Source organism: Pantoea sp. Ep11b (assembly GCF_040783975.1).
Taxonomy (GTDB): Bacteria; Pseudomonadota; Gammaproteobacteria; order Enterobacterales; family Enterobacteriaceae; genus Pantoea.
The window spans coordinates 223,801-250,678 of the sequence record NZ_CP160631.1 but is presented as its reverse complement, the minus strand read 5'-3'; the positions used below and the strand labels follow the sequence as shown (position 1 = coordinate 250,678).

The window sequence follows — 26,878 nt, the reverse complement described above, 5'->3', positions numbered from 1 at the left end:
CCGTGGCCGAGTCTCAACCGCTACCCGACGCGCCAGGCGGCGCGGAGTATTTGCGCGCAGTACTGCGTTCACCGGTGTATGAAGTGGCACAGGTGACGCCGCTGCAGGTTATGGAAAAAATCTCATCGCGTCTCGGCAACACCATTCTGGTGAAGCGGGAAGATCGTCAGCCGGTGCATAGCTTCAAGCTGCGCGGGGCTTACGCGATGATTGCCGGCCTCAATGAAGAGCAGAAAGCGCGCGGCGTGGTGACGGCGTCAGCCGGAAATCACGCGCAGGGCGTGGCGCTCTCAGCCACGAAACTGGGCATCAAATCACTGATTGTGATGCCGCTGGCAACCGCAGACATCAAGGTTGATGCGGTACGCGCATTTGGCGGTGAGGCTTTCCTGTTCGGGGCCAACTTTGACGAGGCGAAAGCCAAAGCGATTGAACTCTCTGAACAGCGCGGCTATACCTTCGTTCCGCCGTTTGACCATCCGGCCGTCATTGCCGGGCAGGGCACGCTGGGCATGGAGCTGCTGCAGCAGGATGCGCACCTTGACCGGGTCTTTGTCCCGGTGGGCGGCGGTGGCCTGGCGGCCGGCGTTGCGGTGCTGATCAAGCAGCTGATGCCGCAGATCAAAGTGATCGCGGTGGAGTCAGAGGACTCCGCCTGTCTGAAAGCGGCGCTGGAGGCGGGTCATCCGGTCGACCTGCCGCGCGTCGGGCTGTTTGCTGAGGGCGTTGCGGTTAAACGGATTGGCAGCGAAACCTTCCGGCTCTGTCAGTCCTACATCGACGAAGTCATCACGGTCGACAGCGATGCGATCTGTGCGGCCATGAAAGATCTGTTTGAAGATGTTCGTGCTGTGGCGGAGCCGTCGGGTGCGCTGGCGCTGGCGGGCATGAAAAAGTATATCCAGCAGCATGAGATCAAAGGCGAGCGGCTGGCGCATGTGTTATCCGGTGCCAACGTCAATTTCCACGGGCTGCGTTACGTCTCTGAGCGCTGCGAGCTGGGCGAACAGCGTGAAGCACTGCTGGCCGTCACCATTCCGGAACAGCAGGGCAGTTTCCTGCGTTTCTGCCAGACGCTGGGCGGACGGTCTATCACTGAGTTCAACTATCGCTACGCCGATGCGGACAAAGCCTGCATCTTTGTGGGTGTGCGACTGACCCGGGGTATGGAAGAGCGCAGCGAAATCATCGGCGAGCTGACCCGTGGCGGTTATCAGGTGGTCGATCTCTCCGATGATGAGATGGCGAAACTGCATGTGCGCTACATGGTCGGCGGCCGTCCGACCAAACCGCTGCGTGAACGGCTTTTCAGTTTTGAATTCCCGGAAGCGCCGGGCGCGTTGCTGAAGTTCCTGCAGACGCTCGGCACCCACTGGAATATCTCGCTGTTCCACTACCGCAGCCACGGCACCGATTATGGCCGGGTGCTGGCCGCGTTTGAACTTGGCAGCGATGAGCCACGGTTTGAAGAGCACCTCACCGATCTGGGTTACGACTTTCACGACGAAAGCCAGAACCCGGCATTCCGCTTCTTCCTGTCAGGCAGCTGATTACAGCTGGCTCCAGAACGCACTGATAAGCGGCTCACCGAGCCGCTTTTTTTGTACGCAGATGCCCAGCTCAAACGGCGCGACAGACTCCACATTCTCCAGCATCAGCACGCGGTTACGCACCGGTTCCGGGCTGTTTTCCAGCACCACATCTGGCAGTAGCGCAATGCCGCAGCCCAGCGCCACCATCGAGACAATCGCTTCATGCCCCGACACCGTGGCGTAAATTAACGGATTCGGGATGCGATGACGGCGGAACCAGAGGTCGATACGCCGCCGCGCCGGGCCCTGCACGGGCAGGATAAAGGGAATTTTTGACCAGTCGGGCTGTGGCTGCGTGGCCTGGGTGCGCACGGCGCAGGGCAGAGCGGGCGCGATCAGCACCAGCGGAATCAGCCCCAGGGGCATAAAATCGATGCTGGCGGGCAGGGTTTCAGGGCGACCCGCTATCGCTAAATCGGCATCGCCGGAGTGCACTTTTTCCACCGCATCTGCGGCATCGCCAGTATCCAGTTTGATCTCGACCTGCGGATGTTCCGCACGAAAGCGGTCGAGGATAGGCGGCAGATGGCTGTAGGCCGCCGTCACCGAGCAGAACAGGCGCAGCTCGCCGCTCAGCGACGGGCCATTCAGATCCATCACATGGCGCAGCTGCTGATACTGCAACAGCGTCTGCTGGGCAAACTGGCGCAGGCGTTCACCCGCCTCCGTCAGCGTCACGGTGCGGTTATCGCGCAGGAACAGCGCATGACCGACATCCTCCTCCAGCCGCTGAATCTGGCGCGACAACGTGGAGGGGCTGACATGCATCGCCCGCGCGCTGCGCCCGAAGTGGCAGCTTTCTGCCAGATGAAGAAACAGTTTCAGATCCCGTAAATCCATGCGCGCGTCGCCTCTGAGTGGTGTTGCATTTATTGCAATGTGACGTTGTTAATATATCAATTTAAGCAACAGAATTCCTGTCATATGATGGGGTCATTCGCGGCGTTGCATGACACGCCGTTCCTGAACAAAAAAAGCAAACACAACCTTACCGGAGTTCCCATGGCTAACTATTTCAACACATTGAATCTGCGCAACCAGTTAGCGCAATTAGGTAAATGCCGCTTCATGGCTCGCGACGAATTTGCAGACGGTGCCAGTTTCCTGAAAGGCAAAAAAGTCGTTATCGTTGGCTGTGGCGCACAGGGCCTGAACCAGGGTCTGAACATGCGCGATTCCGGTCTGGATGTTGCCTATGCACTGCGTGCTGAAGCGATTGCGGAAAAACGTCCTTCCTGGCGTAAAGCGACCGATAACGGTTTCAAAGTGGGCACCTACGAAGATCTGATCCCGCAGGCGGACCTGGTGGTCAACCTGACGCCGGACAAGCAGCACTCTGCTGTGGTTCAGGCTGTTCAGCCGCTGATGAAAGATGGTGCTGCACTGGGCTACTCTCACGGCTTCAACATCGTCGAAGTGGGCGAAAGCATCCGTAAAGATATCACCGTCGTCATGGTGGCACCGAAGTGCCCGGGTACGGAAGTCCGTGAAGAGTATAAGCGTGGCTTCGGCGTGCCGACCCTGATCGCGGTTCACCCGGAAAACGATCCAAAAGGCGAAGGCATGGCGATTGCCAAAGCCTGGGCTGCTGCGACCGGTGGCGACCGCGCTGGCGTACTGGAATCTTCGTTTGTTGCCGAAGTGAAATCTGACCTGATGGGCGAGCAGACCATCCTGTGCGGCATGTTGCAGGCCGGTTCACTGCTCTGCTTCGACAAGCTGGTGGCGGAAGGCACCGACCCGGCTTACGCAGAGAAACTGATCCAGTTCGGCTGGGAAACCATCACCGAGTCGCTGAAGTTTGGTGGCATCACCCTGATGATGGATCGCCTCTCTAACCCGGCGAAACTGCGCGCCTATGCGCTGTCAGAGCAGCTGAAAACCATCATGGCGCCGCTGTTCCAGAAGCACATGGATGACATCATCTCCGGCGAATTCTCCTCCGGCATGATGGCAGACTGGGCCAACGATGATAAAAAACTGCTGACCTGGCGTGAAGAGACCGGCCAGACCGCGTTCGAAACGGCCTCTCAGTACGAAGGCAAAATCGAAGAGCAGGAGTACTACGACAAAGGCGTGGTGATGGTGGCGATGGTTAAAGCGGGCGTTGAGCTGGCGTTTGAAACCATGGTTGACGCAGGCATCATCGAAGAGTCAGCTTACTATGAGTCGCTGCATGAGCTGCCGCTGATCGCAAACACCATTGCCCGTAAACGCCTGTATGAGATGAACGTGGTGATCTCCGACACCGCTGAATATGGTAACTACCTGTTCTCCTTCGCGGCGGTGCCGCTGCTGAAAGAGTTCATGACCACGCTGCAGCCTGGCGATCTGGGTAAAGCGATTGAAGGCACACAGGTCGACAACGCGCAGCTGCGTGACGTCAACGAAGCCGTTCGTCAGCATCCGATTGAAACCGTGGGCCGCAAGCTGCGTGGCTACATGACCGATATGAAGCGTATCGCTGTCGCGGGCTAATCACCGGCAACACCCTTTTCAGCAAAACAGACCCCGGCTTGCCGGGGTTTTTTTATTTGTAAACAGTGCCTGACCGTGCCTGCCAGGGGAGTACGGTCAGTCCGGAAAGGCGCTTAAGCCACTCCCTGTCCACCCGGCCCGCGCGATTACGCCCCTCATCCCTGAGCGGCGGGCCAACGCGTTGCGTTGTTCAGCAACGCTCCCTGCGCCTCTCGCCCGATCGCCGGGCGATGTTCAGAGCGGATGCCGTTCCCGTACTCCCCGCTCCGCCGTGTTCATCTGTTCACCCGGGCGCTGCGCGAAACCCATAAAAAAACCCGGCGGCTGCCGGGTTTCGCTGACCTTCATCCCGCGGGATTACACGTCATACAGCGTCTGATGGCGCGTCTCTTTACAGGCGAGCAGTGCAATCAGCGTCAGCACCGCCATCGACGCCAGATAGAATCCCACTGCCTGCAGGCCATAGTGCGCATTCAGCCAGGTCGCGATATAAGGCGCTACCGAGGCACCCAGAATGGAGGAGAGGTTATAGGAGAACGAAGCACCGGTGTAACGCACTTCCGTCGGGAACAGCTCCGGCAGCAGCGCGCCCATCGGGCCAAACGTCAGGCCCATAATACTCAGCCCCAGCAGCAGGAACACCATTACCAGCGCCTGTGAACCGGAACCGAGCATCGCCGGGAACAGGAACGAAAACGCGATAATCATCAGCGTAATGGTGATCATGGTCTTGCGACGACCAAAGCGATCCGCCAGCAGCCCGGCAATCGGCACCATCACCCCAAAGCCAATCACCGCCAGCATCAGCATCCACAGCATACTGTTACGCGGTATACCCAGACCGGCAGGTGCGGGTGTGGTCCCGTAGCTCATTGAGTAGACAGTCATGATGTAGAACAGCGTATAGGTCGCCAGCATAATAAAGGTGCCGAGAATAGTGGCGGTCAGATGCTGACGCAGCAGCGCGGCAATCGGCACCCGGACCTGCTTCTTCTCTTTCTGCACTTTGGCGAACACCGGACTCTCATGCAGCGACACGCGCACATAGAGGCCAATCAGCACCAGCACGGCGGAGAGGATAAAGGGCACGCGCCAGCCCCACTGCATAAACTGCTCGTCGGTCAGCAGCCAGGAGAGCAGCAGAAAGGTCCCGTTTGCGAAGAAAAAGCCAATCGGCGCACCCAGCTGAGGGAAGGAGCCATAAAGCGCACGCTTCTTCGCGGGCGCATTCTCGGTAGCCAGCAGCGCCGCACCGCCCCATTCACCGCCCAGCCCCAGCCCCTGACCGAAACGCGCCAGCGCCAGCAGCAGTGGCGCCATCACGCCGATGGTTTCATAGCCCGGCAGCAGGCCAATCACCACGGTAGAGATCCCCATGGTCAGCAGCGATGCCACCAGCGTGGCCTTGCGCCCTACGCGATCACCGAAGTGGCCGAACACCGCCGAGCCAATCGGACGCGCCACAAAGGCGATAGCGAACGTAGCCAGCGACTGGAGCGTAGCGACCGTGGCATCCCCTTGCGGGAAGAAAATGTGCGGGAAAACAATGACCGCAGCCGTGGCGTAAATGTAAAAGTCGAAGAATTCGATGGCCGTTCCGACCAGCGACGCAATCACCACTTTACTGCGTGAGTTAACGGGTGTGGGGTCCTGCTGTTTGTCGAGTGTGTCTGTGAGGGAGGCTTGCATAACTGTTTCTTATTTGTAAATACAGACAAAGAATCTTACGCATCTGCCAGGGTGCATTCAATGATGAAAACCCGCGCCACGTCTGGCTTCAGCGGGCAAAAAGAGGATAATTTCTGTGGTGCGACGAATGCCGGGCGATACCGGGGAAAACCGGGTGATATCTGGCGGGATACTCTGAGAAAGGGCTAAATAAAAGTGACCCCTCAGCTATTCATCCTGTTATCTGATTAAAAAGTAGCTGAGGGGAGACATTTTCCGCTGTTGTTAACCGATTACGATGCTTTCTGTTTTGCGCTGCCCGCCTGAGGCATCTGCGGATCGTCTTTATATTTAGCCGTGGCGATCCAGGCGGCACAGAAGAGCGTCAGACGGGCGAAGAAGTAGAAAAACGCCATCAGGCCCAGCACTGAACCAAATGCCGCCCCTGAAGGCGAGGTCGCCAGCTTCGGCAGCGTCAGCGTCATCACAAACTTAATCACCTCAAAACCGATGGCTGCCAGCAGGGTGCCGCGAAACAGCGCCTTCCTGCGCGGCTTATGACGCGGCAGTATCCAGAAAATCCAGAGGAACAGAAGGTAGTTAGCCATGACGGAAATCGAGGTGGCGATAATGGTCAGGGCAGGCCGCAGCCAGTCGATGCCATCCAGCCCCAGTGCGCTCACGATGGTCGCCTGCGCAGAGCCAGCCACCGAGGTCAGCGACAGCGTAATCACCAGCGCCAGCATCAGGCCGGTCAGCGACAGAAAGTCGCGGATATAGCGTTTCCAGATCTTCTCTTTGTCATCCGGCTGCCGCTCCCAGACGTCGCGCGACTGCGCGCGAATCGCTTCACGCAGATTCCCCATCCAGTTCAGACCGGAGTAGAGCGCCAGCAGCAAACCGGTAATCCCCACCGTGGCGCGCTGCTGAATCGCAGTGTTCACCGTATTCTTCAGCGTGGTGGCCAGCGTCGGGTCGCTGATGCTGCTGACGATTTTGTTGATGATATCGGTCAGCAGATCCTGATTCGATGCCAGCACAAAACCTACGGCTGCGAACGACACCATCAGGATCGGGATCAGCGATAAAAAAGAGAAATAGGTAATGGCCGCGCCAAACTGGCTGCCGAGCCGGTCGTTGAAGCGATCGAGAGCACGGATAAAGTGCGCCACGGCCGGAATAGACTGAAACCAGCTGACGAAACGCGACACGCGAACGATCGATTTATCCACGGTGTGATTACCGGTTTTGAAGTCGATAAGCGGCTTTTCCGGCGACGTTTCCTGTGGGTTTTCCTGCTTGTCTGTCATAGACCTTCACTGTCCTGTTTATCATTAAAATCAAAGTATAGCCGCTCAGGTGACGTACTCCTGTAACACCTGACTCAGCCACTCCATAAAAACCCGTACGCGACGCGCCACATTGCGCCGGTGCGGATAGAGCAGATGAATCGGCATGGGCCGGGCGGGGAAGCGATGCAGCACCTCCACCAGCTCACCGCTCTCCAGTAATGGCTGAATCCCGGCGGCGGGCACCTGAATAATCCCCAGACCGGCCAGGCAGGCGGCGCGATAGGTCTCCGTACTGTTCACGGTCACTACGCCACCGGTGTGAACATAGTGGCACTGGCGGCCATCATAATATTCAAAACCGGGCGAGGCCTGGCCGAGCTGCTGACTGTAGTGCACCATCGCATGCTGCGACAGCTCTTCCAGCCGGGTCGGCATGCCGAAACGCGAAAGGTAGCCAGGGCTGGCGCAGTTGATCAAGGTATGGGTACCAATTTTTCGCGCAATCAGCCCGGAGTCTTTGAGTTCGCCGACCCGAATCACGCAGTCAAAACCTTCCCGGATCACATCCACCTGGCGGTCGCTGCTGCTCAGCTCAACCTCAATGCCGGGGTAGTGCTGCAAAAACTCAGGCAGCCGCGGCAGGATAAAACCGGTCGCCATCGCCACCGACATATCCACCCGAAGCTTGCCGCTGAGCGAGGCGGGCTCATGCTGGAACAGGCTGTCCATATCATCAATCATCGACAGCAGGTCGAGGCAGCGATCGTAATAGACCAGCCCATCCTGCGTGAGTTGCACCCGGCGTGTAGTGCGATGCAGCAAACGTGTTGCCATTTGGTTCTCCAGCGCCTGGATCTGGCGTGACACGCTGCCTTTGGGGATGCCCAGACTTTCCGCTGCACGGGTAAAACTGCCCATTTCGGCCACCCGCACAAACACCTGCATTGCGTGAATTTTGTCCATGTTGTTCACCGATTGTTGTTTTTATTGAAACAGTGATGCGCGCTTAACCCTGTTTATAGATCAGCGACGGATGAATATCCTTAAATCGTGTTCAATTTTTCAACAGGTATGAGAGATGAATCAAAAAGTCGCATTAATTACCGGTGCAAACCGTGGCTTAGGCCGTGATGGCGCGTTAAAACTGGCCGCCAGAGGCACCGATATCATTCTGACCTACCGCAGCCACGCGGATGAAGCGCAGGCGGTGGTGAGAGATATTGAGGCGCTGGGCAGGCGTGCGGTCGCGCTGGCGCTGGATGTCGGCGAAATCGGGCAGTTCGATCGCTTTGCCGGCAAGGTGAAAACGGTGCTGCAACAGCAGTGGCAGCGTCACACCTTTGACTATTTAGTGAACAACGCCGGACATGGACACTATAAACCCTTTACCGACACCACCGAGGCTGAATTTGATGCGCTGATGAATGTCCATTTCAGGGGGCCTTACTTCCTGACGCAGAAACTCCTGCCGCTGATCGCTGACGGAGGACGCATCCTGAATATCTCCAGCGGGCTGACCCGGCTGGTCTATCCTGGCTCTGCCACCTATGCGTCGATGAAAGGGGCAATGGAGGTGCTGACGCGCTATCAGGCCAAAGAGCTGGGCGAACGGCGCATCCGGGTCAATATCCTGGCACCGGGGGCGATAGAGACCGATTTCGGCGGTGGCCGGGTTCGTGACACCCGCGAGATCAACGAGCAGATCGCCGGGCTGACGGCGCTGGGCCGCGTTGGCCTGCCGGATGATATCGGCGACGCCATCAGTGCGATCCTCAGTGACGAAACCGGCTGGATCACCGCGCAGCGTATCGAAGCGTCAGGCGGGCAGGGAATTTAACGGCGGGCGGCGTCACGCAGACCCCTTTGCGGACGCCGCCATGTTTTACAGCGTGATCGTGCCGTCAATAACGGTCAGACTATGGCCGCCGATCCAGATCGTCTCCCCGGCAAAGGTCACGCTCACCCGGCCGGCACGCTGCAGCGCCGTGCCCTGACGAACGCGATACGGCGTCGTCTGCCCCGTCATCGCCAGGTAGCGTGCCAGACAGGCGTTGGCGCTGCCGGTCACCGGATCTTCGGTCAGGCTGCCATGCTCGACCAGCAGCCCCCGCACTTCATATTGCTCAGACTCGCCCGCGGGCAGACGTCCAAAGGGCATCACACCCGAAACGCCCGCCTGGTGAATCAGCTGCTGAAGATCGCTGACGCCGGGCTGCAGTGCCAGAACGGCTTCGGCGCTGACCATCGGTACCAGCAGCCAGCGAATGCCCATATCCACCACGGTCGGGCTTTGCGTCAGATCGAACGCATCACTGTTTAATGCCCTGCCCAGCAGCGCATCCTGCCAGGGCATCAGGGTCGCGGCCGGGGCCGCAAACGCCAGTTCGCCCGATTCGTTACTCTTTACCGTCACGTTACCGACACCGCACTCCTGCACGATGACCCCCGGCGTCCGGGTCGGCCAGCCCGCCTCCAGCAGGGCGTGCGCCGTGCCCAGCGTCGGATGTCCGGCAAAAGGCAGCTCACCTTCCACGGTAAAAATACGCACCCGGTAGTCCGCTTCTTCGTGCTGCGGCGGCAGGACAAAGGTGGTTTCCGACAGATTTGTCCAGCGGGCGATCGCTGCCAGCTGGCTGTCGCTTAGCCCCTGCGCATCCATAATCACCGCCAGCGGATTGCCGTTAAAGGCAGATGAGGTAAACACATCGACTTGCTTAAACGCGACCTGCATGGTGACTCCTTGCTCTGGGTTCAGTGTGGCCTTTTCTCTGCCGGAAGATTGCTTATCACCGCCAACAGCGTTATCAATAAGTTAAAGGTTTTGTCGGAGACTGTGAATGCTAACGATCCTGGGACGCGCCTCCTCAATCAACGTGCGCAAACTGTTATGGCTGTGTGACGAGCTGGATCTGGATTATGAGCGCGAAGAGTGGGGCGATGGTTTCCGCTCCACGCACCTGCCGGAATTCATGGCGCTGAATCCGAATGCGATGGTGCCGGTCCTGAAGGATGATGATTTCGTGATGTGGGAGTCCAATGCCATCCTGCGCTATCTGGCGAATGCCTATGGCGGCGAGTGGCTCTATTCTCTTCATCCGCAGACTCGCGCGCCTGTTGATCAGTGGATGGACTGGCAATCCACCGAACTCAACACCTCCTGGCGCTACGCCTTTATGTCGCTGGTGCGAAACTCTCCGGCTCATCAGGACCCGCGTCTGCTGGCCGCCGCCTGCAAAGGCTGGGCGCATACCATGAACATTCTCAACCAGCAGCTGGAAAAAACCGGGCGCTATGTGGCCGGACGAAATTTCACTCTGGCGGATATTCCCATCGGCCTGGCGGTCAACCGCTGGTTTGAGACCCCGCTCGACCACCCCGACTATCCGGCGGTGCGCACCTATTATGAACGTCTGACTGAACGCCGCGGCTATACCGTCTGGGGGCGCAACGGCACGCCCTGATCCCCGCCGGCTGGCAGTCCCGCCAGCTCACAGGCGATCTCGCCCGCGCGCTTAATCGCCTGGGTGTAACGTTCGTCGAACGGATAGCAGCAGGAGAGGCGCAGCGCATGGTTATAGCGCTCGCTCAGGGAGTAGAGCGCGCCGGGCGTGACGCAAATCTTCTCCTGCAGCAGCCGGTCAAACATCCCGGTGGTATTCACACTACCCGGCAGCTCAACCCAGAAAACGAAGCCGCCGCGCGGCAGCGTCGCGCGGGTGCCCGCCGGAAAATAGCGGGCGATCAATCCGCGTGCCTCATCCAGATTAGCCGCGTAGCGGCGACGCAGGGTGCGCAGATGGTGGTCGTAACCGCCGGAGGCCAGAAACTCTGCCAGGGTTTCCGAGAGCAGGGCGGATTCGGCCATCGACGACACCGCTTTCAGGCGGGCGATCGCATCATGAAAGCGGCCTGCGGCAGTCCAGCCAACGCGAAAATCGGGCGCGACGGTTTTGGTAAAGCTGGTGCAGTAAATGACCCAGCCATCGCGATCGAACGCTTTAACGGGCGGCGAGAGCGGCCAGTCGAACTGCAGTTCGTCATACAGCCCATCTTCAATCAGCGGGACGTTGTAAGTATTCACTAACTTCGCGAGTCGCTTCTTATTCTCCAGCGACAGGCCGCAGCCCAGCGGATTCTGCACGCCCGGCATGGCAATCAGCGCCTGGATGCGCTGCTCCTGAAGCAGCATCTCCAGCGCGTCCAGCGACAGCCCCTGCTGCGGGTCGGTGGGGATTTCCAGCGCCCGGAGGCCCAGCGAGGCCAGCAGGGGAAACAGGAAGAAGTAGGTGGGTGACTCCAGCCCGACGCAGTCACCCGGCTGGGTCACCGCCCGCAGGGCCAGCTGCAGCGCCTCCATACAGCCGTGGGTCAGGGTGATCTCATCGGCTGTCAGGGTCTGCCCGGCGTGCAGTGCCCGTCGGGCGATCTCCTCCCGTAAGCGCTCACTACCGGGCGGAAGCGCATAGCGTCCAATGATGCCGGGCTGGCGACGCAGCAATGAGGCGGTAATCCGGGCGAGGCGCGCAGCAGGAAAGAGTTCGCTGTCCTGCGGACAGGCCAGGGAGATGTTGATGTAGTCAGGATGATTCTGGGCCGCAAAGACCTTATCGATCAGGTCGAGCTTGCCGCTGCCGGGATCGCGCACCCGGGTTTTGTGTTCGCCATGCCGGATCACGGCGGGCAGGACCCCGCGCACGTAATAGCCCGACTGCGGCCGCGCCTCAATCAGCCCGCGATCTTCCAGCATCTGCCAGGCATTCAGCACCGTATTGACGCTCACCTGATGGGACTGGGCCACGCGCCGGATCGCGGGCAGGCGTCTGCCGGGTTTCAGCGTGCCCTGATGAATGGCCCCGGCGAAGCTCTCGGCAAGCTGCTGATAAAGGGGCCGATCGGATGGGGGAACAAGGGACACAGTCGCCTCCGGATGTGATGGGTACAATTGTGATTAACAGGAACTGTAACCATAACAATAATGATTTTGTGTTACTGTTACCATCTCTTTTCCCGCCGTAGCATAAGGCTCTGTCTGTTTTTCAGGAGCGCCATAATGCTTGACCCCTCTTTCTTCAGTTACGTCACCGTGATGTCTATTACGCCAGGTCCGAACAATCTGCTGCTGGCGACCTCCGGCGTCAATTTTGGTATGCGGCGAACCCTGCCGATGGTCTTCGGCATTTTAGTCGGTTGCGCACTTCAGACGCTGATTGCCGGGATGGCGCTGGAGCTGCTGCTGCAGGGGATGGCGGCGGTTCGCCTGCCGCTGACGCTGGCAGGCTGCACCTATCTGTTGTGGATCTCCTGGAAAATTTTTCGCGCCGCGGCACCCGAAGTGCGAAACCGGCCGCAGCCGATGACGCTGGTGGGCGGTGCCTGTTTCCAGGCGATCAACCCCAAGGCCTGGCTGATGGCGACCAACGTCGCACTGCTCTACAGCGCCAGCAGTGGGGTGCTGACGGTGATGGCTGGCTTTATGCTGCTGAATCTGCCCTGCATCCTGATCTGGGCTGCGCTGGGCGATCGCCTGCGCAGCCATCTGCAGATTGCCTGGAAGCGTCAGCTCTTCAACAGCCTGATGGCCCTGTCGCTGGTGGCGACCACCATCTGGATGCTGACCGACGCGTTGCTGGCCGCTTAATCGGGCGCACCCGGCGCGGTGGCCGACGGCCATTTCCAGTTCTGCACCTCCGGCAGATCTTCGCCATGTTCACGGACATAGCGATGATGTTCAGCCAGCCGCTGTTGTAAATTCTCCAGCAGTTCCGGATGGGCCTCAGCCAGCCCCGGTACGCGCAGAATCGCCTCCTGCGCCAGATGATAGCGATCCAGCTCGTTCAGCACTGTCATATCAAACGGCGTAGTGGTCGTGCCCTCTTCGTTAAAGCCGCGCACATGGAAGTTGCGGTGATTGGTGCGCGAGTAGGTCAGGCGATGTATCAGCGCCGGATAGCCGTGGAAGGCAAAGATCACCGGTTTATCCCGGGTAAAGAGCGCGTCAAATGCCTCATCCGATTTGCCGTGCGGATGCTGGTCCTGCGGCTGCAGCGCCAGCAGATCAACCACGTTGACCACGCGGATGCGTAGTTCAGGCAGCATCCCGCGCAGCAGATCGACCGCCGCCAGCGTCTCCATCGTCGGCACATCACCGGCGCAGGCCATCACCACGTCCGGCTCTGTATTATCCGGCGTGGTGCCCGCCCAGCGCCATTCGCCCATGCCCGCTTCGCAATGGGTCACCGCGCTGCTCATATCCAGCCACTGCGGCGCAGGCTGCTTGCCCGCCACGATCACGTTGATGCGGTCCCAGGTGCGCAGGCAGTGGTCGCCCACCCACAACAGCGTGTTGGCATCGGGCGGCAGATAGATGCGCACGATGTCCGCTTTCTTGTTGGCAACGTGATCCATAAAGCCCGGATCCTGATGGCTGTAGCCGTTATGGTCCTGCCGCCAGACGTGGGAGGAGAGCAGATAGTTAAGCGACGAGATGGGCTTACGCCAGCCCAGCTTACGCGACACCTTCAGCCATTTGGCGTGCTGGTTAAACATCGAATCGACAATGTGGATAAAGGCTTCATAACAGTTGAACAGCCCGTGGCGGCCGGTCAGCAGATAGCCCTCCAGCCAGCCCTGACACTGATGCTCGCTGAGGATTTCCATGACCCGGCCATCGCGCGCCAGCTGTTCATCATAAGGCTCGGTGCGTTCCAGCCAGGTGCGGCTGGTCACATCGAAGACCGGCGTCAGACGGTTAGAGGCCGTTTCATCGGGTCCGAACAGGCGGAAATTATCGCGGTTACGTTCGAACAGTGCGCTGAGATAGCGCCCCAGATGTTCCGTGGCCTGCGCCATCTGCGCGCCAGGTTCGCTGACCTCGCAGGCGAATGTTGCGATCGCTGGCGTATCCAGCTCACGGCGCAGCAGGCCGCCGTTGGCATAAGGTGATGCCCCCATCCGCCTGTCGCCCTCGGGTGCCAGCGCCTGCAGCTCCGGCCTGAGCCGACCCTGTTCATCAAACAGATCGTCGGGCTGGTAGCTGCGCATCCAGTTCTCAAGGATCTGGCGATGCCCTTCATCTTCACGGCAGGCCGCGACCGGCACCTGATGGGCCCGCCAGAAATCTTCCACCTTTTTGCCGTCGACCGTTTTGGGGCCGGTCCAGCCTTTGGGACTGCGCAGGATGATCATCGGCCAGCGCGGCACCTCGACGCTGGCCTTACCGCTGCGCGCCTCACGCTGATAAGCGGCGATTTTCGCCAGCGCCCGATCCAGGATCTCCGCCATCAGCGGATGCATTTTTTCCGGTTCATGTCCGCAGACGAACAGCGGCTCATAGCCGTAACCACTGAACAGCTGGTGCAGATCCTCGTCGCTGCTGCGGCCCAGCAGCGTCGGGTTGGCAATCTTATAGCCATTAAGATGCAGAATCGGCAGCACCGCACCGTCACGTTCAGGATTGAGGAATTTGATGCCGTGCCAGCTGGAGGCCAGCGGCCCGGTTTCCGCCTCGCCGTCGCCGATCACGCATGGCACGATCAGGTCGGGATGGTCGAAGGCCGCCCCGAAAGCATGGGAGAGCGAATAGCCCAGCTCACCGCCTTCGTTGATCGAGCCGGGTGTTTCCGGTGCCGCGTGGCTGGGGATGCCGCCGGGAAAAGAGAACTGCTTAAACAGGCGCTGCATGCCCGCCGCATCCTGTGAAACCTGCGGATAGATCTCGCTGTAGCTGCCCTCCAGCCAGGTATTGGCCACCATACCGGGTCCGCCGTGTCCCGGTCCGCAGAGGTAGATCATAGCCAGGTCGTGTTTACGGATCGCGCGATTGAGATGGGCGTAGATAAAATTCAGCCCTGGCGTGGTGCCCCAGTGGCCCAGCAGGCGCGGTTTGATGTGCTCCGGTCTGAGCGGCTCGCGTAACAGCGGGTTATCCATCAGGTAGATCTGTCCGACGGAGAGATAGTTCGCCGCCCGCCAGTAGCGGTCGAGCAGCGTAAATTCCGATGACGCAGGGGAGTAAGACATGCCGTTTCCTCTTGAGCGTTCAGCTAAAAGATGCCTTAACCCTAATAGAGAATAGTCAGGACGACCAGGCAACCGGCCAATAAAAAAGGCCCCGCAGTGCGGAGCCTTTTTCTGGATGGCGCTGAATTACTTGCCGACCACGAACGCGGTTTCCCGTCCTTCGTCGTTGGCCGCCATCGGGGTAACCGGCGAATAGTCGAGCTGCAGAATACGGCTGGTTTCGGCTAACACTTTCTCGGTCAGTGCCACGTCGCCGTTGAGTTTGCGTCCCCAGGAGGGGATCACGGCACGGATCTTATTCTGCCATTCCGGCGTCTTCATCTGCTCAGGACAGACCTTATGCAGCAGCTCCAGCATGATCGGTGCCGCCGTAGAGGCGCCGGGTGAGGCACCCAGCAGGGCGGAGATGGTGCCATCCTGTGAGGCGACAACTTCGGTGCCCAGGCGCAATACCGCGCCCTCTTTCTCATCTTTTTTGATGATCTGCACACGCTGACCGGCCGTGACGAGGCGCCAGTCCTCCTGCTTCGCCTGCGGCACATAGGCGCGCAGGGCGTCCATCCGGTCGCGATCGCTCTGCAGCACCTGATCCATCAGGTATTTCACCAGATCAAAACTTTTCAGGCCCACTTTCACCATCGGCAGCATATTGCTGCTGTTCAGCGAGGTGAACATATCCATCAGCGAACCCTGCTTCAGGAATTTGGTCGAGAAGGTGGCAAACGGGCCAAACAGCAGCACCTGCTTGCCATCCAGTACGCGGGTATCGACGTGCGGCACGGACATCGGTGGCGCACCGACGCTGGCTTTGCCGTAGACCTTGGCCATGTGCTGTGCCACAACCTGCGGATTCTCGGTAACGAGGAAGGAACCTCCCACCGGGAAACCGGCGTAGCCGTGGGCTTCCGGGATACCGGCCTTCTGCAGCAGCGGTAACGCCGCGCCGCCTGCGCCGATAAAGATTTTGCCTGCGGTCAGCGTACGACGTGTGCCGCTGTTCAGACACTGCAGGGTCACCTGCCAGCGCCCGTCGGCGAGCTGCTTCAGCTCACGCACTTCCTGACGCAGGCGTAGCCGGAAGTTCGCTTTCTTCTCTAAGGCGGCGATCAGCTGACGGGTGATTTCACCGAAGTTGACGTCGGTGCCCATCTCCGTCCAGGTCGCGGCCACTTTCTGGTTGCGATCGCGCCCATTCATCACCAGCGGGATCCAGCGGGCAATCTGCTGCGGATCTTCAGAGTAAGCCATACCGCGGAACAGGGTGCTTTTCTGCAGCGCCTTATAGCGCTTGCGCAGGAAATTGACGTTGTCGTCGCCCCAGACAAAGCTCATATGTGGCGTGCTGTGAATGAAACTTTTCGGGTTGCGCAGATTGCCTTTCTGAACCTGCCAGGCCCAGAACTGACGGGAAATCTGGAACGATTCGTTAATCGTCACCGCTTTGGAGATGTCGATGCTGCCATCCGCCTGCTGAGGCGTATAGTTCAGCTCGGCCAGCGCCGCATGACCGGTCCCGGCGTTATTCCAGCCGTTGGATGACTCTTCGGCCACGCTATCCAGCCGCTCCACCATTTCGATGGACCAGTCCGGTTCTAAATCCTGCAGCCATGCGCCAAGAGTAGCGCTCATCACACCTGCGCCAATCAGCAGCACGTCAACGTCTTTGCGCTCCTGCGCGGTAGTGGTGTCCTTTGCCATGGCACTCATCGCGAGCGCAAGGTTTACAGCTGAATTGCACATGAGGCGACATCTCCTCTTCTGTTGACCTGAAGCCCAACAGTTTCGCAGGCGAAATAGTCACGCTTCTGACGAGCGCGTTGCGCTATTTCTCAAAGGTTAAGTCTCAGGTATAGGTTAAAGCGGTGATAACGCGTTAACTGCACGTTATGCTTTGTCATCTGAATATAACATTCTCGCATCTGAATTAAACATTTGTTTATTTTTTAAATGCAGAAATGATTCAGCATAAGAATTAATCATCACGCGCAATGGTGTATTAGCGATTTTTTATCGTTAAGTCAGTAGGTTAACTGAAAAACTATGTTGCGGAAAAGCCCCATGCTGGTGCAACGCCTGTATGCGTGCTAACCGTGCGGAATTATTTAATTCGCTGAAATTTAGCGATTTATTATGCAAAAAGGAATAACGGGAATAGGCGCAGAGGGTGCCGATCGGCTGGTTGTGTAAAAACAATGTTACATTTTTGTGAGTCTGAAAATGCGTGTAAAGCAATGCACGCATCGGTTTCACTTATGACGGCGTCGCGCTGGCAGGGCGCTTTTTCAGACTTATCGCCATGCCGTTTCGGGCGTTCATCATCCCGGTCGCGATGTCCGGACTGGCGATCTTGTTCCATTGAGCGTCGCGCGAGTGCGGCATAGCAGACCCGACAGCGCGTTGCGGGTCTGCTGCCAGGTGGAGAAACTGTTGCTAGAGGGTTAAGCGCGCAGCGCCGGACGGCTCAGGACGCTGGTCGATACCCGGGTCATCAGACCCTGAACCAGCGACGCCAGACAAAACGGATCACAAAAAACTCCAGTGCCCCGAGCAGTAAAAACCAGACGCAAAACACTACCGTGTAGAGCTGATTCAGATCCTGCAGATGGAACAGCTGCAACAGATGCTGTGCCACCGCCAGGCTGAAAGCGGGCGCAGGCAGCAGCAGTGCCGAAAGAAAGCCCAGCAGCAAAATGCCACCCGGCACGATCAACGTCTCAAAAGGGTTATTCATAACCGGTATCCCATATTTATCAGCCCGGCATTTTCCGGCAATCGTCGGCGCGGTTCAATGGCGGCGTAGCGGATCAGCGCCACAGGCGGGTCACAGCAGGCGGAGGAAGATCAGAAAAGGCTTTGCTGCCATCGACTTAGCGGCATATATAGCGAATGATAAGAGTTATAGCCTTTGCTATACTTAAATCCATGATTTTACTGTCTTTTTATCTTCCGGTTTGCATGGTAGACTGCGCCCACTTTTTCATAACTGAACACTTTGTGTGGTGAATTTAGCGTGAATTGCCGCTTTTTCGCCCCAGGTGAATAAATCATGACCTTTATTGCTACTCTGATTCTTGCGCTTGGCATGTCGATGGACGCGTTTGCTGCTGCCCTGGGCAAAGGTGCGACTCTGCATCGTCCCGGTTTTAAGGAAGCACTGCGTACCGGTCTGATTTTCGGCTCTATTGAAGCGCTGACTCCGCTGATTGGCTGGGCGCTTGGCCTGGCCGCCAGCCGTTACATTATGGCGTGGGATCACTGGGTGGCCTTCAGCCTGCTGGCGTTCCTTGGTGGGCGTATGATGCTGGAAGGTTTACGGCAGACTGCCGTTGCAGAGCCCTGCGAAGCCCCGCAAAGCCACGGCTTTATGGTGCTGGCGACCACCGCTGTCGCGACCAGCCTGGATGCGCTGGCTGTCGGCGTCGGCCTGGCCTTCCTGCAGGTGAACATCATTACCACCGCACTGACCATCGGCGCCGCGACTACCGTGATGGCGACGACCGGGGTGCTGGTGGGACGCTTCATCGGTCCGGTTCTGGGCAAATGGGCGGAGGTGCTGGGCGGCGTGGTGCTGATCGCTATCGGCTCTACCATCCTGTTAGAGCACCTCGGCTATATAGCCTGAGGCGCCCGCGCCAAAGTGGCAATTTTGTGATCTGGTTCAAATTTATTTGCTGTTAAAACGCGCAGCAGCTATACTTTTTCAGTATATCTTCAACGAAATTTGAATCAGGTGCTGCATGAAACGCATATTTAAATACGTGTTCCGCGCTTATGTTGAGACGTTCAGACACGTCCCGCCGGGTGCCATGAACTAAACACCCCGCAGGAAACCCTCGATAATCGCGGTCAGGGACAGACCGGTGATTATCACCTTCCGCTTTTTACTTCCCGCTGTTTAGATCTGCCTGTTTGTGCCCCGTGGGCATCCGGTCTGCTGCTGCCACGCTTATTATCATGTTTTAGCTGTCAGAAAGGATGAACGAAGTTTTTGCTTTTTGCGGTGATCGTTATGAGAAAGCACGATGTCCGCTTATCGCTCATTGCAGATTTTCATCGTCTGAAGTTGTAATTACCTGAAGCCACCGACACCAACGCTTCTGCTTACCAGTGTTTAATACCCATCACGCTCTCTCCTGTGGGACTGACACGCCGTCCAAATAGTTCACCATCTCACCATTAACCCGCCTCCGGCCTGATACCGTCCTACACTGAATTATTCTCCCCAAATCAGGAGCAGCGGATGATCCAGAAGCATCGACGAAAACAGGCAGCGATTGTGGCAGGCGTGGGATTGGGTGTGGCGGCGACGCTGTGGGGCATGAAACGCTGGCAGGCGCTGAAGCAGACGCCGCCGGTGTCGCCGCGCAGTCATCATGCCGGACTGGCCGGTTACTTCCAGCAGGTGGGCGACTGGCGCATGTTTACCCGCGTCACGCCAAACGACGATCAGGGCCTGCCGGTGGTGCTGATTCATGGTCTGGTGATGTCGGGCCGGGCTATGGAGCCGCTGGCACTGGCGCTGGCTCGCGACTATCACGTACTGGTGCCGGATCTGCCGGGTTTCGGGGCCAGTGCGCTGCCAGCCTCAGCCCCGATAATGTCGGTGGATCAGCAGGCCGATGTGCTCTGGCTCTGGCTGCAGCACAACGGCTTTCAGCGTGCCATCTGGATCGGTAATTCGTCTGGCTGCCAGATTCTGGCGGCGCTGGCGGTAAAACATCCGCAGGCGGTGGCGGGGCTGGTGCTGCAGGGGCCGACGGTCGATCGTCACGCCCGCAGCCTGCCGCGCCAGCTCTGGCGTAGCTGGCGTAATAGCCGGCTGGAAACGCGCCGGCCGCCGGGGCCGCTGGCCCGCATCGATTATGCAAAAGCGGGGCTGTGGCGTGCCTTTGGCACAATGCGCGCTATGATACGGGATCATATTGAGCATCGCCTTACCTACATCAGCGCCCCCACGCTGCTGCTGCGCGGCTCACGCGATCCGATCTGTCCGGCGCGCTGGCTGGATGAACTGGCCGCACTGATGCCGCGCAGTGAACGTCTGACGCTGCGCGACGGCACCCACACGTTGCACTACGTCTATCCGTGGAGTTTCTGCAACGCCATCCGCCCCTTCCTGGCGCGGATCCAGCAGGAGAATCAGCATGAGTAAACCGCCTAAAGGCATTGCCCGTTTTGACTCTGCGGCCGCCATGCTGCTGGCGCTGGCCAACGCGCTTCACGATCGTCCTTTTACCAGTCCCAGCCAGTCACCGACGCTGGACCGCCTGCTGCCTTCGCTGAACCGGCTGCCCACCGGGCTACGCGAGTGGGGCTATGCGCTGGGCGGCCTGGCGGAGGGGATCAGCCTGCGTCAGGCGGGCGAACTGGATGTGGAAGGGATCGCCGAGTGGATGGTGAGTGAGTACCCGCAGCAGGCGTATCCGGCAGCCTTTATCGGTTCGTCGAACGGGGCGCTGGTGCATCTGGCGTCGGCGATGGGCGTCCCCTGGCTGCCGCAGACCTTTCTCTGTCCGGTCCGGGCGACCGGCAGCGATCCCGATGATGCAATGGCGAGTTTTGAGCAGGGCAAAGAGATTGCCGCTGCCCTGCTGGCCGCCTGGCCGCGCCTGGCCGTTCACCATATGCACGACCCGAATCAGGATCGCCTGATGCTGGACCAGATGCGCTATTTCCGGCTGAAATTGCGCGACCTGCCGCTGGCCTTCAACGAGTTTCTGATGGGCAGCCTGCCTGCCGGGTCAACGCTGTTTATCAATCACTGCACCCGTCAGTGGCCGGTGACGCGCACCAGCGATCGCTCGTTCTTCCAGTTTGGCGCGCTGGGCGGCGCCAGCGAAAAAGAGTATCTGCAGGGCGGGCCGAGAGTGGCGGAATATCTGGCGCGTTACGGCGTTGACCGGGAACGCTGGACGCCGCCCGCCATCACCGATCATGTACCGGAAGCGGAGTGGGGACTGGATGGCTACCTCATCTCGCCGCTGAAAAAACTGGCGGCGGCGCAGAGCTGGACGTTGATGGAGATCCGTTACGACGACCCGGAAGCGATGAGTTATGTGGTAGCGGAGATCTACCGCGACTGGTATCTGGCGGCAGGCATTTTACCGACCCGGCTGACGGTGGACAGCTTCCTGTTGATGGACCCGTGGTGTACGCAGCAGCAGCAGGCGATCCCGTTCTGGCTGGTGTTCTGCACTGAACCTTCCGCCGCGGCGCTGCAACGTTTCCTCGAAAAACAGCCACCGTTCCGCAATATCGACATGATGCTCTTTTCTCACGGCACGGAGAGCATCGGGCTGGCGGAGATCGACCGCTGGCGGGCGCTGCTCGCCCATGCCCGCGACGAGGGGGTCTTTATCGGAGTGGATGAAGAGCGGTTCCCGCGTGATTTCGCGACCTTCTCCCGCTTCGACTCGGCGCTGCGTGAACGGGCCGCGCTGTTGCCACCGCCGCCGCCGCTCAGCACGGAGAAGGTGATGGCCGGGATTAAACGCTACGGGGCGAAATATGGCGTGACCCTGACGGCGCTGACGTAGCGCCGCGCCGTCAGCGGCGATTATTCGCCGTCGGTAATCGGCTGGCGCACCAGCAGCAGGTAGGCGAGTGCGCCCACCAGCGTCACGCAGGCGCAAATCATCAGCGCCAGGCTGAAGGATTGGGTGGTGTCAAGCACCCAGCCGGTGATCACCGGTGCGAACGAGGCGAAGATAAAGCTGGCGAAGTTCTGGATGCTGCCGACCGACGCGGTCATACGGGCGGTGACGTTGGCGTGGATCAGCCCCCAGCACGACGTACCAGCGAAGTGGATGCAGAATAGCGCCATCCCGATCAGCGTCACGGCGCTGGTGGTGTCGGTGGCGCGGGTCACCACAGCGGTGAATCCGGCCGAGAGCAGCATCCCGCTGACGATGCAGACTTTACGGGTTTTCACCGCGTTAAAGCCGCGACGCACCAGCGAATCCACCACATAGCCATTCAGCAGCATCCCCGCCGCACCAAACAGAAACGGAATCGCCGCCAGCAGACCGGTGCTTTTCAGATCGAGGTGATAGGTGGATTGCAGATAACCCGGCAGCCAGGCGATATAGAGCCACGCGGTGTAGTTGATGCCGCTGAAGCCAATCATCATGCCCCACATGGTGCGCTGCTTAAACAGGCCGCACCACTCTCTGAAGCTGATCGGCTCTTTACGTGACGCCACGCTGCCCGCCTGCAGATAGTGGATCTCTTCGGCGCTCAGCGTGTTGTTGTCGCGGTCGCGGTAGATCATGTACCAGCCGATGGCGAGGAACATGCCGAGGATACCGATAGTGACAAACATGCCCCGCCAGCCCATCACCAGCATCATCGCTGCCAGGATCGGCGGCGCCACCGACAGCCCAATCATCGACGCCGCATTAAACATCCCCATCGGCATACCGCGATCTTTGATGTTGAACCAGTCATTAATCACTTTCACGCCGCACGGGTTCATCGGCGCTTCACCAATGCCAAGGCCGATGCGCACCAGCACGAACTGGGTGAAGTTATGCACCAGGCCGGAGGCCGCCTGGAACAGCGACCAGATAAACATGCCGATGCCGAGCATAATGCGCGGCCCTTTGCGATCCAGCAGCGCGCCGCACGGCAGCTGCGCCAGGCCATAGGCCAGCGAAAAAGCGGAGAGCAGCACGCCGATTTCGGTGGCGCTCAGTCCCATCTCATCGCGAATCGTCATGTTCGCCACGGAGAGCGAGCTGCGATCCAGATAGTTGATGATGGCCGCGAACAGCAGCAGCAGCATCGCCGTTATCTGCACCTTGCGGATACGCGGAGAACGTACCACGTCGCTGCGCATCGGCACAAAATCCTGGTCTGGTGTCATCTCACCGGATGCGCTGTCGCGGCCGGTTACTGAGGTCTTTTCCATTGCACTCTCCCGAAACTGGGTACTTATCGTTATGGTGAGAAGGGGTTGCGCGCAGCGGCAAAAGGCCGCCGTGACGCTGCAGTCGAGACTAAGAGCAAAGGGATAAGGATGTTGCAAAGATGTTTCTGAACCGTGCGGAAGCTAATGCTTTGCGGTTTTTAATCGGTTTTTAATTGTACTGACTGATGGAGCGCACCATAGAGGTCTTGGCGGTCGCCAGATGGCTGTGTAAGGCACAGAGCGCGTCGATATCCTGACGGCCAATCAGCGCGGTCAGAATCGCCATATGCTCCTCCAGCGCCACGATGTTGCGCTGCTTCAGATCGCTCTCATCCCACTGATAATGCGAGTGAAAGATTACCGAGATAATCTCCAGCGACTGGTTGAAAAACGGGTTGCTGGCGGCAGACAGGATCAGCGAGTGCATCTGCCGATCGAGCGCGGCAAAGTGGCGGTAGTTGCTGGCGATGGTGTCGCGCATCGATCGATGACGATCCAGCAGATCCCGCGCCTGCACCCAGCGCTCATCGCCGGCGGGCAGATTCAGGAAGCGGCTCAGGGCGTGGGTTTCCAGCATCTCGCGCAGTTCAAACAGCTTCTCGGCGTAATCCTGAGTGAATTTTTTCATCCGCCACTGACCCCGCCGGACCGGTTCCAGCAGGTCATAGCGCATAAAACGCAGCAGAAACTCGCGAACGACCACCGGACTGACGTTGACCTGCTGCGCCAGTTGCAGCTCGCTGAAGGTATCGCCGGGCACCAGTTGCCGCTGGTTAATCAGGTTAAAAAACATCTGCTCGACGTGGCTGGCCTGCTGCTCAATCGGCGGCGTTAAGGCGCTGAAGCGGTCATCTTCGCGCGGTTCGCGTACGATCACATAAGTCTGATCCACCTTGTCGAGTATGCCACGCTGATGCAGATAGTGCAGGGTATGGCGCACTGTGGTCCGGCTGATATTGAACATTTCGGCCAGCGCCGCCTGCGGTGGCAGGGGAGAACGGATGTGATGCTGCGCAATGCTCTCAAGCATCTGGTTAATGACGTTCTGACGCAAATTCTGGCTGCGGCTCATCGCACCCTCCGGTTTTTTATGCATTAAAAACCATTCAAAGCCCAAAAAAATCGTCGTGCTTCACAGTTCCCGCCGATCAGCGCTGCGCGGCCTGACGGATTCGCCCTAACTGCCTGCAGGACAACCGGAGAATCATCATGACAACAATGAAAGCACTGCTCATCGCAGAACCCCGCAGAATGGTATGGGCCAGCCGCGACCTGCCGACACCCGCCGCAGGCGAGGCGCTGATTAAGATCCTGACCGCCGGGATCTGCGGCACGGATATTCATGCCTGGTCCGGCAATCAGCCATTTTTCAGCTATCCCCGCGTGCTGGGTCACGAAATCTGTGCGGAAGTGGTGGCGCTGGGCAGTGGCGCAGAGGGTGTTCAGTTAGGCCAGCGGGTGGCGCTCATGCCCTATATCTCCTGCCTGCAGTGTGACGCCTGCCAGAGCGGCCGGACCAACTGCTGTGAGCAGATTTCCGTGATAGGCGTGCATCAGGATGGCGGCTTCTGCGACTACCTGAGCGTGCCGGTCAGTACATTACTGGCGGTGGATGAGGTGGCACCGGAGGCGGCCGCACTGATTGAGCCGTTTGCTATCAGCGCCCATGCGGTGCGGCGTGCGGCGGTGGCGGCGGATGAGCAGGTGCTGGTAGTCGGTGCCGGGCCGATCGGACTGGGCGTTGCCGCGATTGCGGCCGCCAGCGGCGCACAGGTAGTGGTAGCCGACACCAGCGCATTTCGTCGTCAGCATGTCGCCGATCGACTTGGCCTGGCCGCACTCGATCCGGCTGAGGTGACCTTTACCACGGCGCTGCGCGACCAGTTTGGCGGCCGGCTGGCGCTGAAGGTGATCGACGCTACCGGCAATCCGGCCGCGATGAACAATGCGGTTAACCTGATGCGGCACGGCGGCACCATCGTCTATGTCGGCCTGCATAAAGGCGATCTGGTGATCCCGGACAGTGAGTTTCACAAGAAAGAGACCACACTGATGGGCAGCCGCAACGCCACCCGCGAGGATTTCGACCAGGTGTGTGCGCTGATGGCCAGTGGCCAGTTACGCGCCGACATGATGCTCAATCACCATCTGGCCTTCTCCACGCTGGATCAGACCTTTGAAGCGCAGGTGATTAATAACCGCGAACTGATTAAAGGCGTGATTCATTTCGATCGCTAACGGACTTCAGGGCGCGGTCAGGGTAGCAAAGAAGTGCGCCCGCACCGCGTCAGCATCCACCCCGAGCGCGACACGCTGGGCGGGCAGACCGGCAAACGGATCCTGGCGCGAGGCCAGCGCGCTCAGTTTACGCACCGTCTGGCCGCAGGCGATCCCCTCCGTGATGACCCGCAGCGGACTGTCGGTGAGGGTGAAGGCCTGGGGCAGCGTCAGCCACGCCACCGCCAGGGTATCGTGCAGCGCCATGCCGCTGAAGCCCTCTTTCGCCAGGCTGTAAGCCAGATAAGGGCGACAGATCGCACTCAGCACCGGCTGATTCAGGCGCTGCACCTCTTCACCGCTGATTAACACCTTATGCGTGACATCCAGCGGGATCACCACCACCTTCAGCGCCGACGTCAGCACCTGATCGGCGGCGTGCGGATCTTTCCAGATATTAAATTCACTGAAGGGGGTCACGTTGCCGCTGTGGCCATCGGTGCCAAAGGCACCGCCCATAATCACCAGCTCCTTCACCAGCGGAATGATATCCGGCGCCTGATTGATGGCCGTGGCGATATTGGTCAGCGGCCCTATCGCCACCAGTGTGATCTGATGCGGCTGCGCCCGAACGCTGTCGATAATAAACTGCACCGCGCCCGGTGCCCGATCGCTGTACTCATTTTCAAAGGCATCGCCCAGCCCGTCCTGACCGTGCAGTGCGGCGGGGGCAGAGGGTGCCAGCGCCAGCGGTCGTGAACAGCCGCGGTAAACCTCCGCCTCAATCGCCATTTTCCCGCAGAACAGCCGGGCGTTTTTCACCGCCTGACCCACCGGCACATTACCGAATACCGTGGTAATTCCCAGCAGATGCTGCGTCCGCGCCGCGTAAGCCAGCGCAAAGGCGTCATCCACGCCGATATCAGTGTCAAAAATCAGGGTACGCATGGGGTCTCCGCAACAGGCTGTAAAGCATCAGCATTACCCCGTCAGACGCGCAGGCGTCAAGTGATTCAGCCGTCCAGAGCGCCCGCTTGCCAGCCGCAGACGGGCGTCGTATTATCAGCGGCGCAAGGTGATGGCGTGCCACCTTTCCCAACCGCCGGTGAGCTAAACACCGGCTGATGACGCCTGACACTCAATCCTTTCGCGGGAGCTGAGGTGTCAGGCGCTGTTTACCTCTGCCTTTCCCCTCAGCCCGGCGTGAATCTGCAATCAGGAGCAGAATATGTTGAAACCTTTACTGGCTGTGATGATCGGCGGCTCGGCTGGCTGTGTGCTGCGCTGGTTCTTCTCGGTGCGCTTTAATGCGCTCTTCCCTAATCTGCCGCCCGGCACCCTGCTGGTGAATCTGATCGGCGGTCTGGTGATCGGCGGGGCGATGGCCTGGTTTGTCCGCCATCCCGATATCGACCCGGTCTGGAAGCTGCTGATCGTCACCGGCCTGTGCGGCGGGCTGACGACTTTCTCCTCTTTCACGGCAGAATTAATGGGCTTGCTACAATCAGGGAAGTATCTCTGGGCGATGGCCAGTGCGCTGGTGCATGTGATTGGCTCGCTGCTGATGGCGTTTGCCGGTTTTGCGCTGGTGACGCTGCTGAGCTGACCGCAGGTCAGCGAGCCGCGACGCGCCAGAGATCGGGAAGGATTCAGGTGACGCGCAGGTTGCGCGTCCCCTGAACTCGCCGATTATTCCGGACGAA

Annotated in this window: 23 protein-coding genes and 1 riboswitch; of the genes, 11 read left to right on the top strand and 12 right to left on the bottom strand. The window is 59.3% G+C overall.

Features of this window, described 5'->3' with window-relative positions; all coding sequences use genetic code 11:
* Positions 1 to 2 precede the first annotated feature (2 nt).
* Positions 3 to 1,550, top strand: coding sequence for a threonine ammonia-lyase, biosynthetic (gene ilvA / locus AB1748_RS01255; RefSeq protein WP_293773125.1), 1,548 nt, complete (start codon positions 3 to 5; stop codon positions 1,548 to 1,550).
* Here ilvA and ilvY read toward each other — a convergent pair whose 3' ends face one another.
* Positions 1,551 to 2,432 carry an HTH-type transcriptional activator IlvY gene (gene ilvY / locus AB1748_RS01250; RefSeq protein WP_111141105.1) on the bottom strand — a complete coding sequence of 294 codons (882 nt, stop codon included), beginning with the start codon at positions 2,430 to 2,432 and terminating at the stop codon, positions 1,551 to 1,553.
* A gap of 162 nt (positions 2,433 to 2,594) precedes the next feature.
* Here ilvY and ilvC point away from each other — a divergent pair, with 162 nt between their 5' ends.
* Entirely contained in the window at positions 2,595 to 4,070 is a 1,476-nt protein-coding gene (gene ilvC, locus AB1748_RS01245; protein WP_111141107.1) for a ketol-acid reductoisomerase, read from the top strand.
* Positions 4,071 to 4,427: 357 nt separating this feature from the next.
* Here ilvC and AB1748_RS01240 read toward each other — a convergent pair whose 3' ends face one another.
* From AB1748_RS01240 to AB1748_RS01230, 3 genes are all read right to left on the bottom strand, one after another.
* Complete coding sequence (locus tag AB1748_RS01240) at positions 4,428 to 5,759, bottom strand: MFS transporter (protein ID WP_111141109.1); 1,332 nt, start codon at positions 5,757 to 5,759, stop codon at positions 4,428 to 4,430.
* Positions 5,760 to 6,031: 272 nt separating this feature from the next.
* Positions 6,032 to 7,048, bottom strand: coding sequence for an inner membrane protein YhjD (gene yhjD, locus AB1748_RS01235; protein WP_111141111.1), 1,017 nt, complete (start codon positions 7,046 to 7,048; stop codon positions 6,032 to 6,034).
* A gap of 45 nt (positions 7,049 to 7,093) precedes the next feature.
* The gene (locus AB1748_RS01230) at positions 7,094 to 7,993 is read right to left on the bottom strand and encodes a LysR family transcriptional regulator (RefSeq protein ID WP_367395920.1); all 900 of its coding nucleotides are present in this window, start codon (positions 7,991 to 7,993) and stop codon (positions 7,094 to 7,096) included.
* A 115-nt stretch (positions 7,994 to 8,108) separates the two neighbouring features.
* On the opposite strand from AB1748_RS01230, the gene AB1748_RS01225 reads away from it, so the two are divergent.
* Positions 8,109 to 8,867 (top strand): SDR family NAD(P)-dependent oxidoreductase, encoded by a 759-nt coding sequence (locus tag AB1748_RS01225; RefSeq protein ID WP_367395919.1) that lies wholly within the window; start codon positions 8,109 to 8,111, stop codon positions 8,865 to 8,867.
* 45 nt (positions 8,868 to 8,912) lie between these two features.
* On the opposite strand, the gene AB1748_RS01220 is transcribed toward AB1748_RS01225, so the two are convergent.
* Positions 8,913 to 9,761, bottom strand: a complete 849-nt coding sequence (locus AB1748_RS01220) for a PhzF family phenazine biosynthesis protein (RefSeq protein ID WP_111141117.1) — start codon at positions 9,759 to 9,761, stop codon at positions 8,913 to 8,915.
* Positions 9,762 to 9,867: 106 nt separating this feature from the next.
* Here AB1748_RS01220 and AB1748_RS01215 point away from each other — a divergent pair, with 106 nt between their 5' ends.
* Complete coding sequence (locus AB1748_RS01215) at positions 9,868 to 10,491, top strand: glutathione S-transferase family protein (protein ID WP_111141119.1); 624 nt, start codon at positions 9,868 to 9,870, stop codon at positions 10,489 to 10,491.
* Here the strand turns inward: AB1748_RS01215 and AB1748_RS01210 are convergent.
* On the bottom strand, positions 10,458 to 11,945 hold the full coding sequence (locus AB1748_RS01210) for a PLP-dependent aminotransferase family protein (protein ID WP_111141120.1): 1,488 nt from the start codon (positions 11,943 to 11,945) through the stop codon (positions 10,458 to 10,460). The two genes, AB1748_RS01215 and AB1748_RS01210, sit on opposite strands and share 34 nt — an antisense overlap.
* A 135-nt stretch (positions 11,946 to 12,080) precedes the next feature.
* Here AB1748_RS01210 and AB1748_RS01205 point away from each other — a divergent pair, with 135 nt between their 5' ends.
* Positions 12,081 to 12,668 carry a LysE family translocator gene (locus tag AB1748_RS01205; RefSeq protein WP_367395918.1) on the top strand — a complete coding sequence of 196 codons (588 nt, stop codon included), beginning with the start codon at positions 12,081 to 12,083 and terminating at the stop codon, positions 12,666 to 12,668.
* Here the strand turns inward: AB1748_RS01205 and AB1748_RS01200 are convergent.
* The 3 genes from AB1748_RS01200 to AB1748_RS01190 all read right to left on the bottom strand — a co-directional run bounded on the left by AB1748_RS01200 (position 12,665) and on the right by AB1748_RS01190 (position 17,780).
* Positions 12,665 to 15,049, bottom strand: coding sequence for a phosphoketolase (locus tag AB1748_RS01200; RefSeq protein WP_367395917.1), 2,385 nt, complete (start codon positions 15,047 to 15,049; stop codon positions 12,665 to 12,667). The genes AB1748_RS01205 and AB1748_RS01200 overlap by 4 nt on opposite strands.
* A gap of 126 nt (positions 15,050 to 15,175) precedes the next feature.
* Positions 15,176 to 16,789 carry a malate dehydrogenase (quinone) gene (gene mqo, locus AB1748_RS01195; RefSeq protein WP_367395916.1) on the bottom strand — a complete coding sequence of 538 codons (1,614 nt, stop codon included), beginning with the start codon at positions 16,787 to 16,789 and terminating at the stop codon, positions 15,176 to 15,178.
* 748 nt (positions 16,790 to 17,537) lie between these two features.
* A complete protein-coding gene (locus AB1748_RS01190; RefSeq protein WP_111142257.1) occupies positions 17,538 to 17,780 on the bottom strand; it encodes a DUF1158 domain-containing protein in 243 nt (80 codons plus the stop codon).
* A 315-nt stretch (positions 17,781 to 18,095) separates the two neighbouring features.
* Here AB1748_RS01190 and mntP point away from each other — a divergent pair, with 315 nt between their 5' ends.
* The 4 genes from mntP to AB1748_RS01170 all read left to right on the top strand — a co-directional run bounded on the left by mntP (position 18,096) and on the right by AB1748_RS01170 (position 21,585).
* Positions 18,096 to 18,671, top strand: a complete 576-nt coding sequence (gene mntP, locus AB1748_RS01185; RefSeq protein ID WP_111142258.1) for a manganese efflux pump MntP — start codon at positions 18,096 to 18,098, stop codon at positions 18,669 to 18,671.
* A 115-nt stretch (positions 18,672 to 18,786) separates the two neighbouring features.
* On the top strand, positions 18,787 to 18,864 hold the full coding sequence (gene azuC / locus AB1748_RS01180; RefSeq protein WP_367396309.1) for a stress response protein AzuC: 78 nt from the start codon (positions 18,787 to 18,789) through the stop codon (positions 18,862 to 18,864).
* A 425-nt stretch (positions 18,865 to 19,289) separates the two neighbouring features.
* Positions 19,290 to 20,201: an alpha/beta fold hydrolase gene (locus tag AB1748_RS01175; protein ID WP_293773158.1), complete on the top strand. Its 912-nt coding sequence runs from the start codon at positions 19,290 to 19,292 to the stop codon at positions 20,199 to 20,201.
* A complete protein-coding gene (locus AB1748_RS01170) occupies positions 20,194 to 21,585 on the top strand; it encodes a hypothetical protein (RefSeq protein ID WP_111142124.1) in 1,392 nt (463 codons plus the stop codon). The genes AB1748_RS01175 and AB1748_RS01170 overlap by 8 nt, the downstream gene beginning before the upstream one ends.
* Before the next feature lie 20 nt (positions 21,586 to 21,605).
* Here AB1748_RS01170 and AB1748_RS01165 read toward each other — a convergent pair whose 3' ends face one another.
* Complete coding sequence (locus AB1748_RS01165) at positions 21,606 to 22,958, bottom strand: MFS transporter (protein ID WP_111142123.1); 1,353 nt, start codon at positions 22,956 to 22,958, stop codon at positions 21,606 to 21,608.
* A 169-nt stretch (positions 22,959 to 23,127) separates the two neighbouring features.
* The gene (locus AB1748_RS01160) at positions 23,128 to 24,030 is read right to left on the bottom strand and encodes a GntR family transcriptional regulator (protein WP_367395915.1); all 903 of its coding nucleotides are present in this window, start codon (positions 24,028 to 24,030) and stop codon (positions 23,128 to 23,130) included.
* Positions 24,031 to 24,167: 137 nt separating this feature from the next.
* Here AB1748_RS01160 and AB1748_RS01155 point away from each other — a divergent pair, with 137 nt between their 5' ends.
* Complete coding sequence (locus AB1748_RS01155; RefSeq protein WP_367395914.1) at positions 24,168 to 25,196, top strand: zinc-binding alcohol dehydrogenase family protein; 1,029 nt, start codon at positions 24,168 to 24,170, stop codon at positions 25,194 to 25,196.
* 6 nt (positions 25,197 to 25,202) lie between these two features.
* Here the strand turns inward: AB1748_RS01155 and AB1748_RS01150 are convergent, their stop codons facing one another.
* A complete protein-coding gene (locus tag AB1748_RS01150) occupies positions 25,203 to 26,123 on the bottom strand; it encodes a nucleoside hydrolase (RefSeq protein ID WP_111142120.1) in 921 nt (306 codons plus the stop codon).
* 117 nt (positions 26,124 to 26,240) lie between these two features.
* Positions 26,241 to 26,316: riboswitch (Fluoride riboswitch) on the top strand.
* 87 nt (positions 26,317 to 26,403) lie between these two features.
* On the opposite strand from AB1748_RS01150, the gene crcB reads away from it, so the two are divergent.
* Positions 26,404 to 26,781 carry a fluoride efflux transporter CrcB gene (gene crcB / locus AB1748_RS01145; RefSeq protein WP_111142119.1) on the top strand — a complete coding sequence of 126 codons (378 nt, stop codon included), beginning with the start codon at positions 26,404 to 26,406 and terminating at the stop codon, positions 26,779 to 26,781.
* The last annotated feature ends 97 nt before the right edge of the window (positions 26,782 to 26,878 follow it).

Excerpts from the sequence above, each read along its gene's own strand:
- ilvY (WP_111141105.1), bottom strand. The coding sequence starts at position 2,432 with ATGGATTTACGGGATCTGAAACTGTTTCTTCATCTGGCAGAAAGCTGC.
- ilvC (WP_111141107.1), top strand. The coding sequence starts at position 2,595 with ATGGCTAACTATTTCAACACATTGAATCTGCGCAACCAGTTAGCGCAA.
- AB1748_RS01240 (WP_111141109.1), bottom strand. The coding sequence starts at position 5,759 with ATGCAAGCCTCCCTCACAGACACACTCGACAAACAGCAGGACCCCACA.
- yhjD (WP_111141111.1), bottom strand. The coding sequence starts at position 7,048 with ATGACAGACAAGCAGGAAAACCCACAGGAAACGTCGCCGGAAAAGCCG.
- AB1748_RS01230 (WP_367395920.1), bottom strand. The coding sequence starts at position 7,993 with ATGGACAAAATTCACGCAATGCAGGTGTTTGTGCGGGTGGCCGAAATG.
- AB1748_RS01225 (WP_367395919.1), top strand. The coding sequence starts at position 8,109 with ATGAATCAAAAAGTCGCATTAATTACCGGTGCAAACCGTGGCTTAGGC.
- AB1748_RS01220 (WP_111141117.1), bottom strand. The coding sequence starts at position 9,761 with ATGCAGGTCGCGTTTAAGCAAGTCGATGTGTTTACCTCATCTGCCTTT.
- AB1748_RS01215 (WP_111141119.1), top strand. The coding sequence starts at position 9,868 with ATGCTAACGATCCTGGGACGCGCCTCCTCAATCAACGTGCGCAAACTG.
- AB1748_RS01205 (WP_367395918.1), top strand. The coding sequence starts at position 12,081 with ATGCTTGACCCCTCTTTCTTCAGTTACGTCACCGTGATGTCTATTACG.
- AB1748_RS01200 (WP_367395917.1), bottom strand. The coding sequence starts at position 15,049 with ATGTCTTACTCCCCTGCGTCATCGGAATTTACGCTGCTCGACCGCTAC.
- mqo (WP_367395916.1), bottom strand. The coding sequence starts at position 16,789 with ATGTGCAATTCAGCTGTAAACCTTGCGCTCGCGATGAGTGCCATGGCA.
- AB1748_RS01190 (WP_111142257.1), bottom strand. The coding sequence starts at position 17,780 with ATGAATAACCCTTTTGAGACGTTGATCGTGCCGGGTGGCATTTTGCTG.
- mntP (WP_111142258.1), top strand. The coding sequence starts at position 18,096 with ATGACCTTTATTGCTACTCTGATTCTTGCGCTTGGCATGTCGATGGAC.
- azuC (WP_367396309.1), top strand. The coding sequence starts at position 18,787 with ATGAAACGCATATTTAAATACGTGTTCCGCGCTTATGTTGAGACGTTC.
- AB1748_RS01175 (WP_293773158.1), top strand. The coding sequence starts at position 19,290 with ATGATCCAGAAGCATCGACGAAAACAGGCAGCGATTGTGGCAGGCGTG.
- AB1748_RS01170 (WP_111142124.1), top strand. The coding sequence starts at position 20,194 with ATGAGTAAACCGCCTAAAGGCATTGCCCGTTTTGACTCTGCGGCCGCC.
- AB1748_RS01165 (WP_111142123.1), bottom strand. The coding sequence starts at position 22,958 with ATGGAAAAGACCTCAGTAACCGGCCGCGACAGCGCATCCGGTGAGATG.
- AB1748_RS01160 (WP_367395915.1), bottom strand. The coding sequence starts at position 24,030 with ATGAGCCGCAGCCAGAATTTGCGTCAGAACGTCATTAACCAGATGCTT.
- AB1748_RS01155 (WP_367395914.1), top strand. The coding sequence starts at position 24,168 with ATGACAACAATGAAAGCACTGCTCATCGCAGAACCCCGCAGAATGGTA.
- AB1748_RS01150 (WP_111142120.1), bottom strand. The coding sequence starts at position 26,123 with ATGCGTACCCTGATTTTTGACACTGATATCGGCGTGGATGACGCCTTT.
- crcB (WP_111142119.1), top strand. The coding sequence starts at position 26,404 with ATGTTGAAACCTTTACTGGCTGTGATGATCGGCGGCTCGGCTGGCTGT.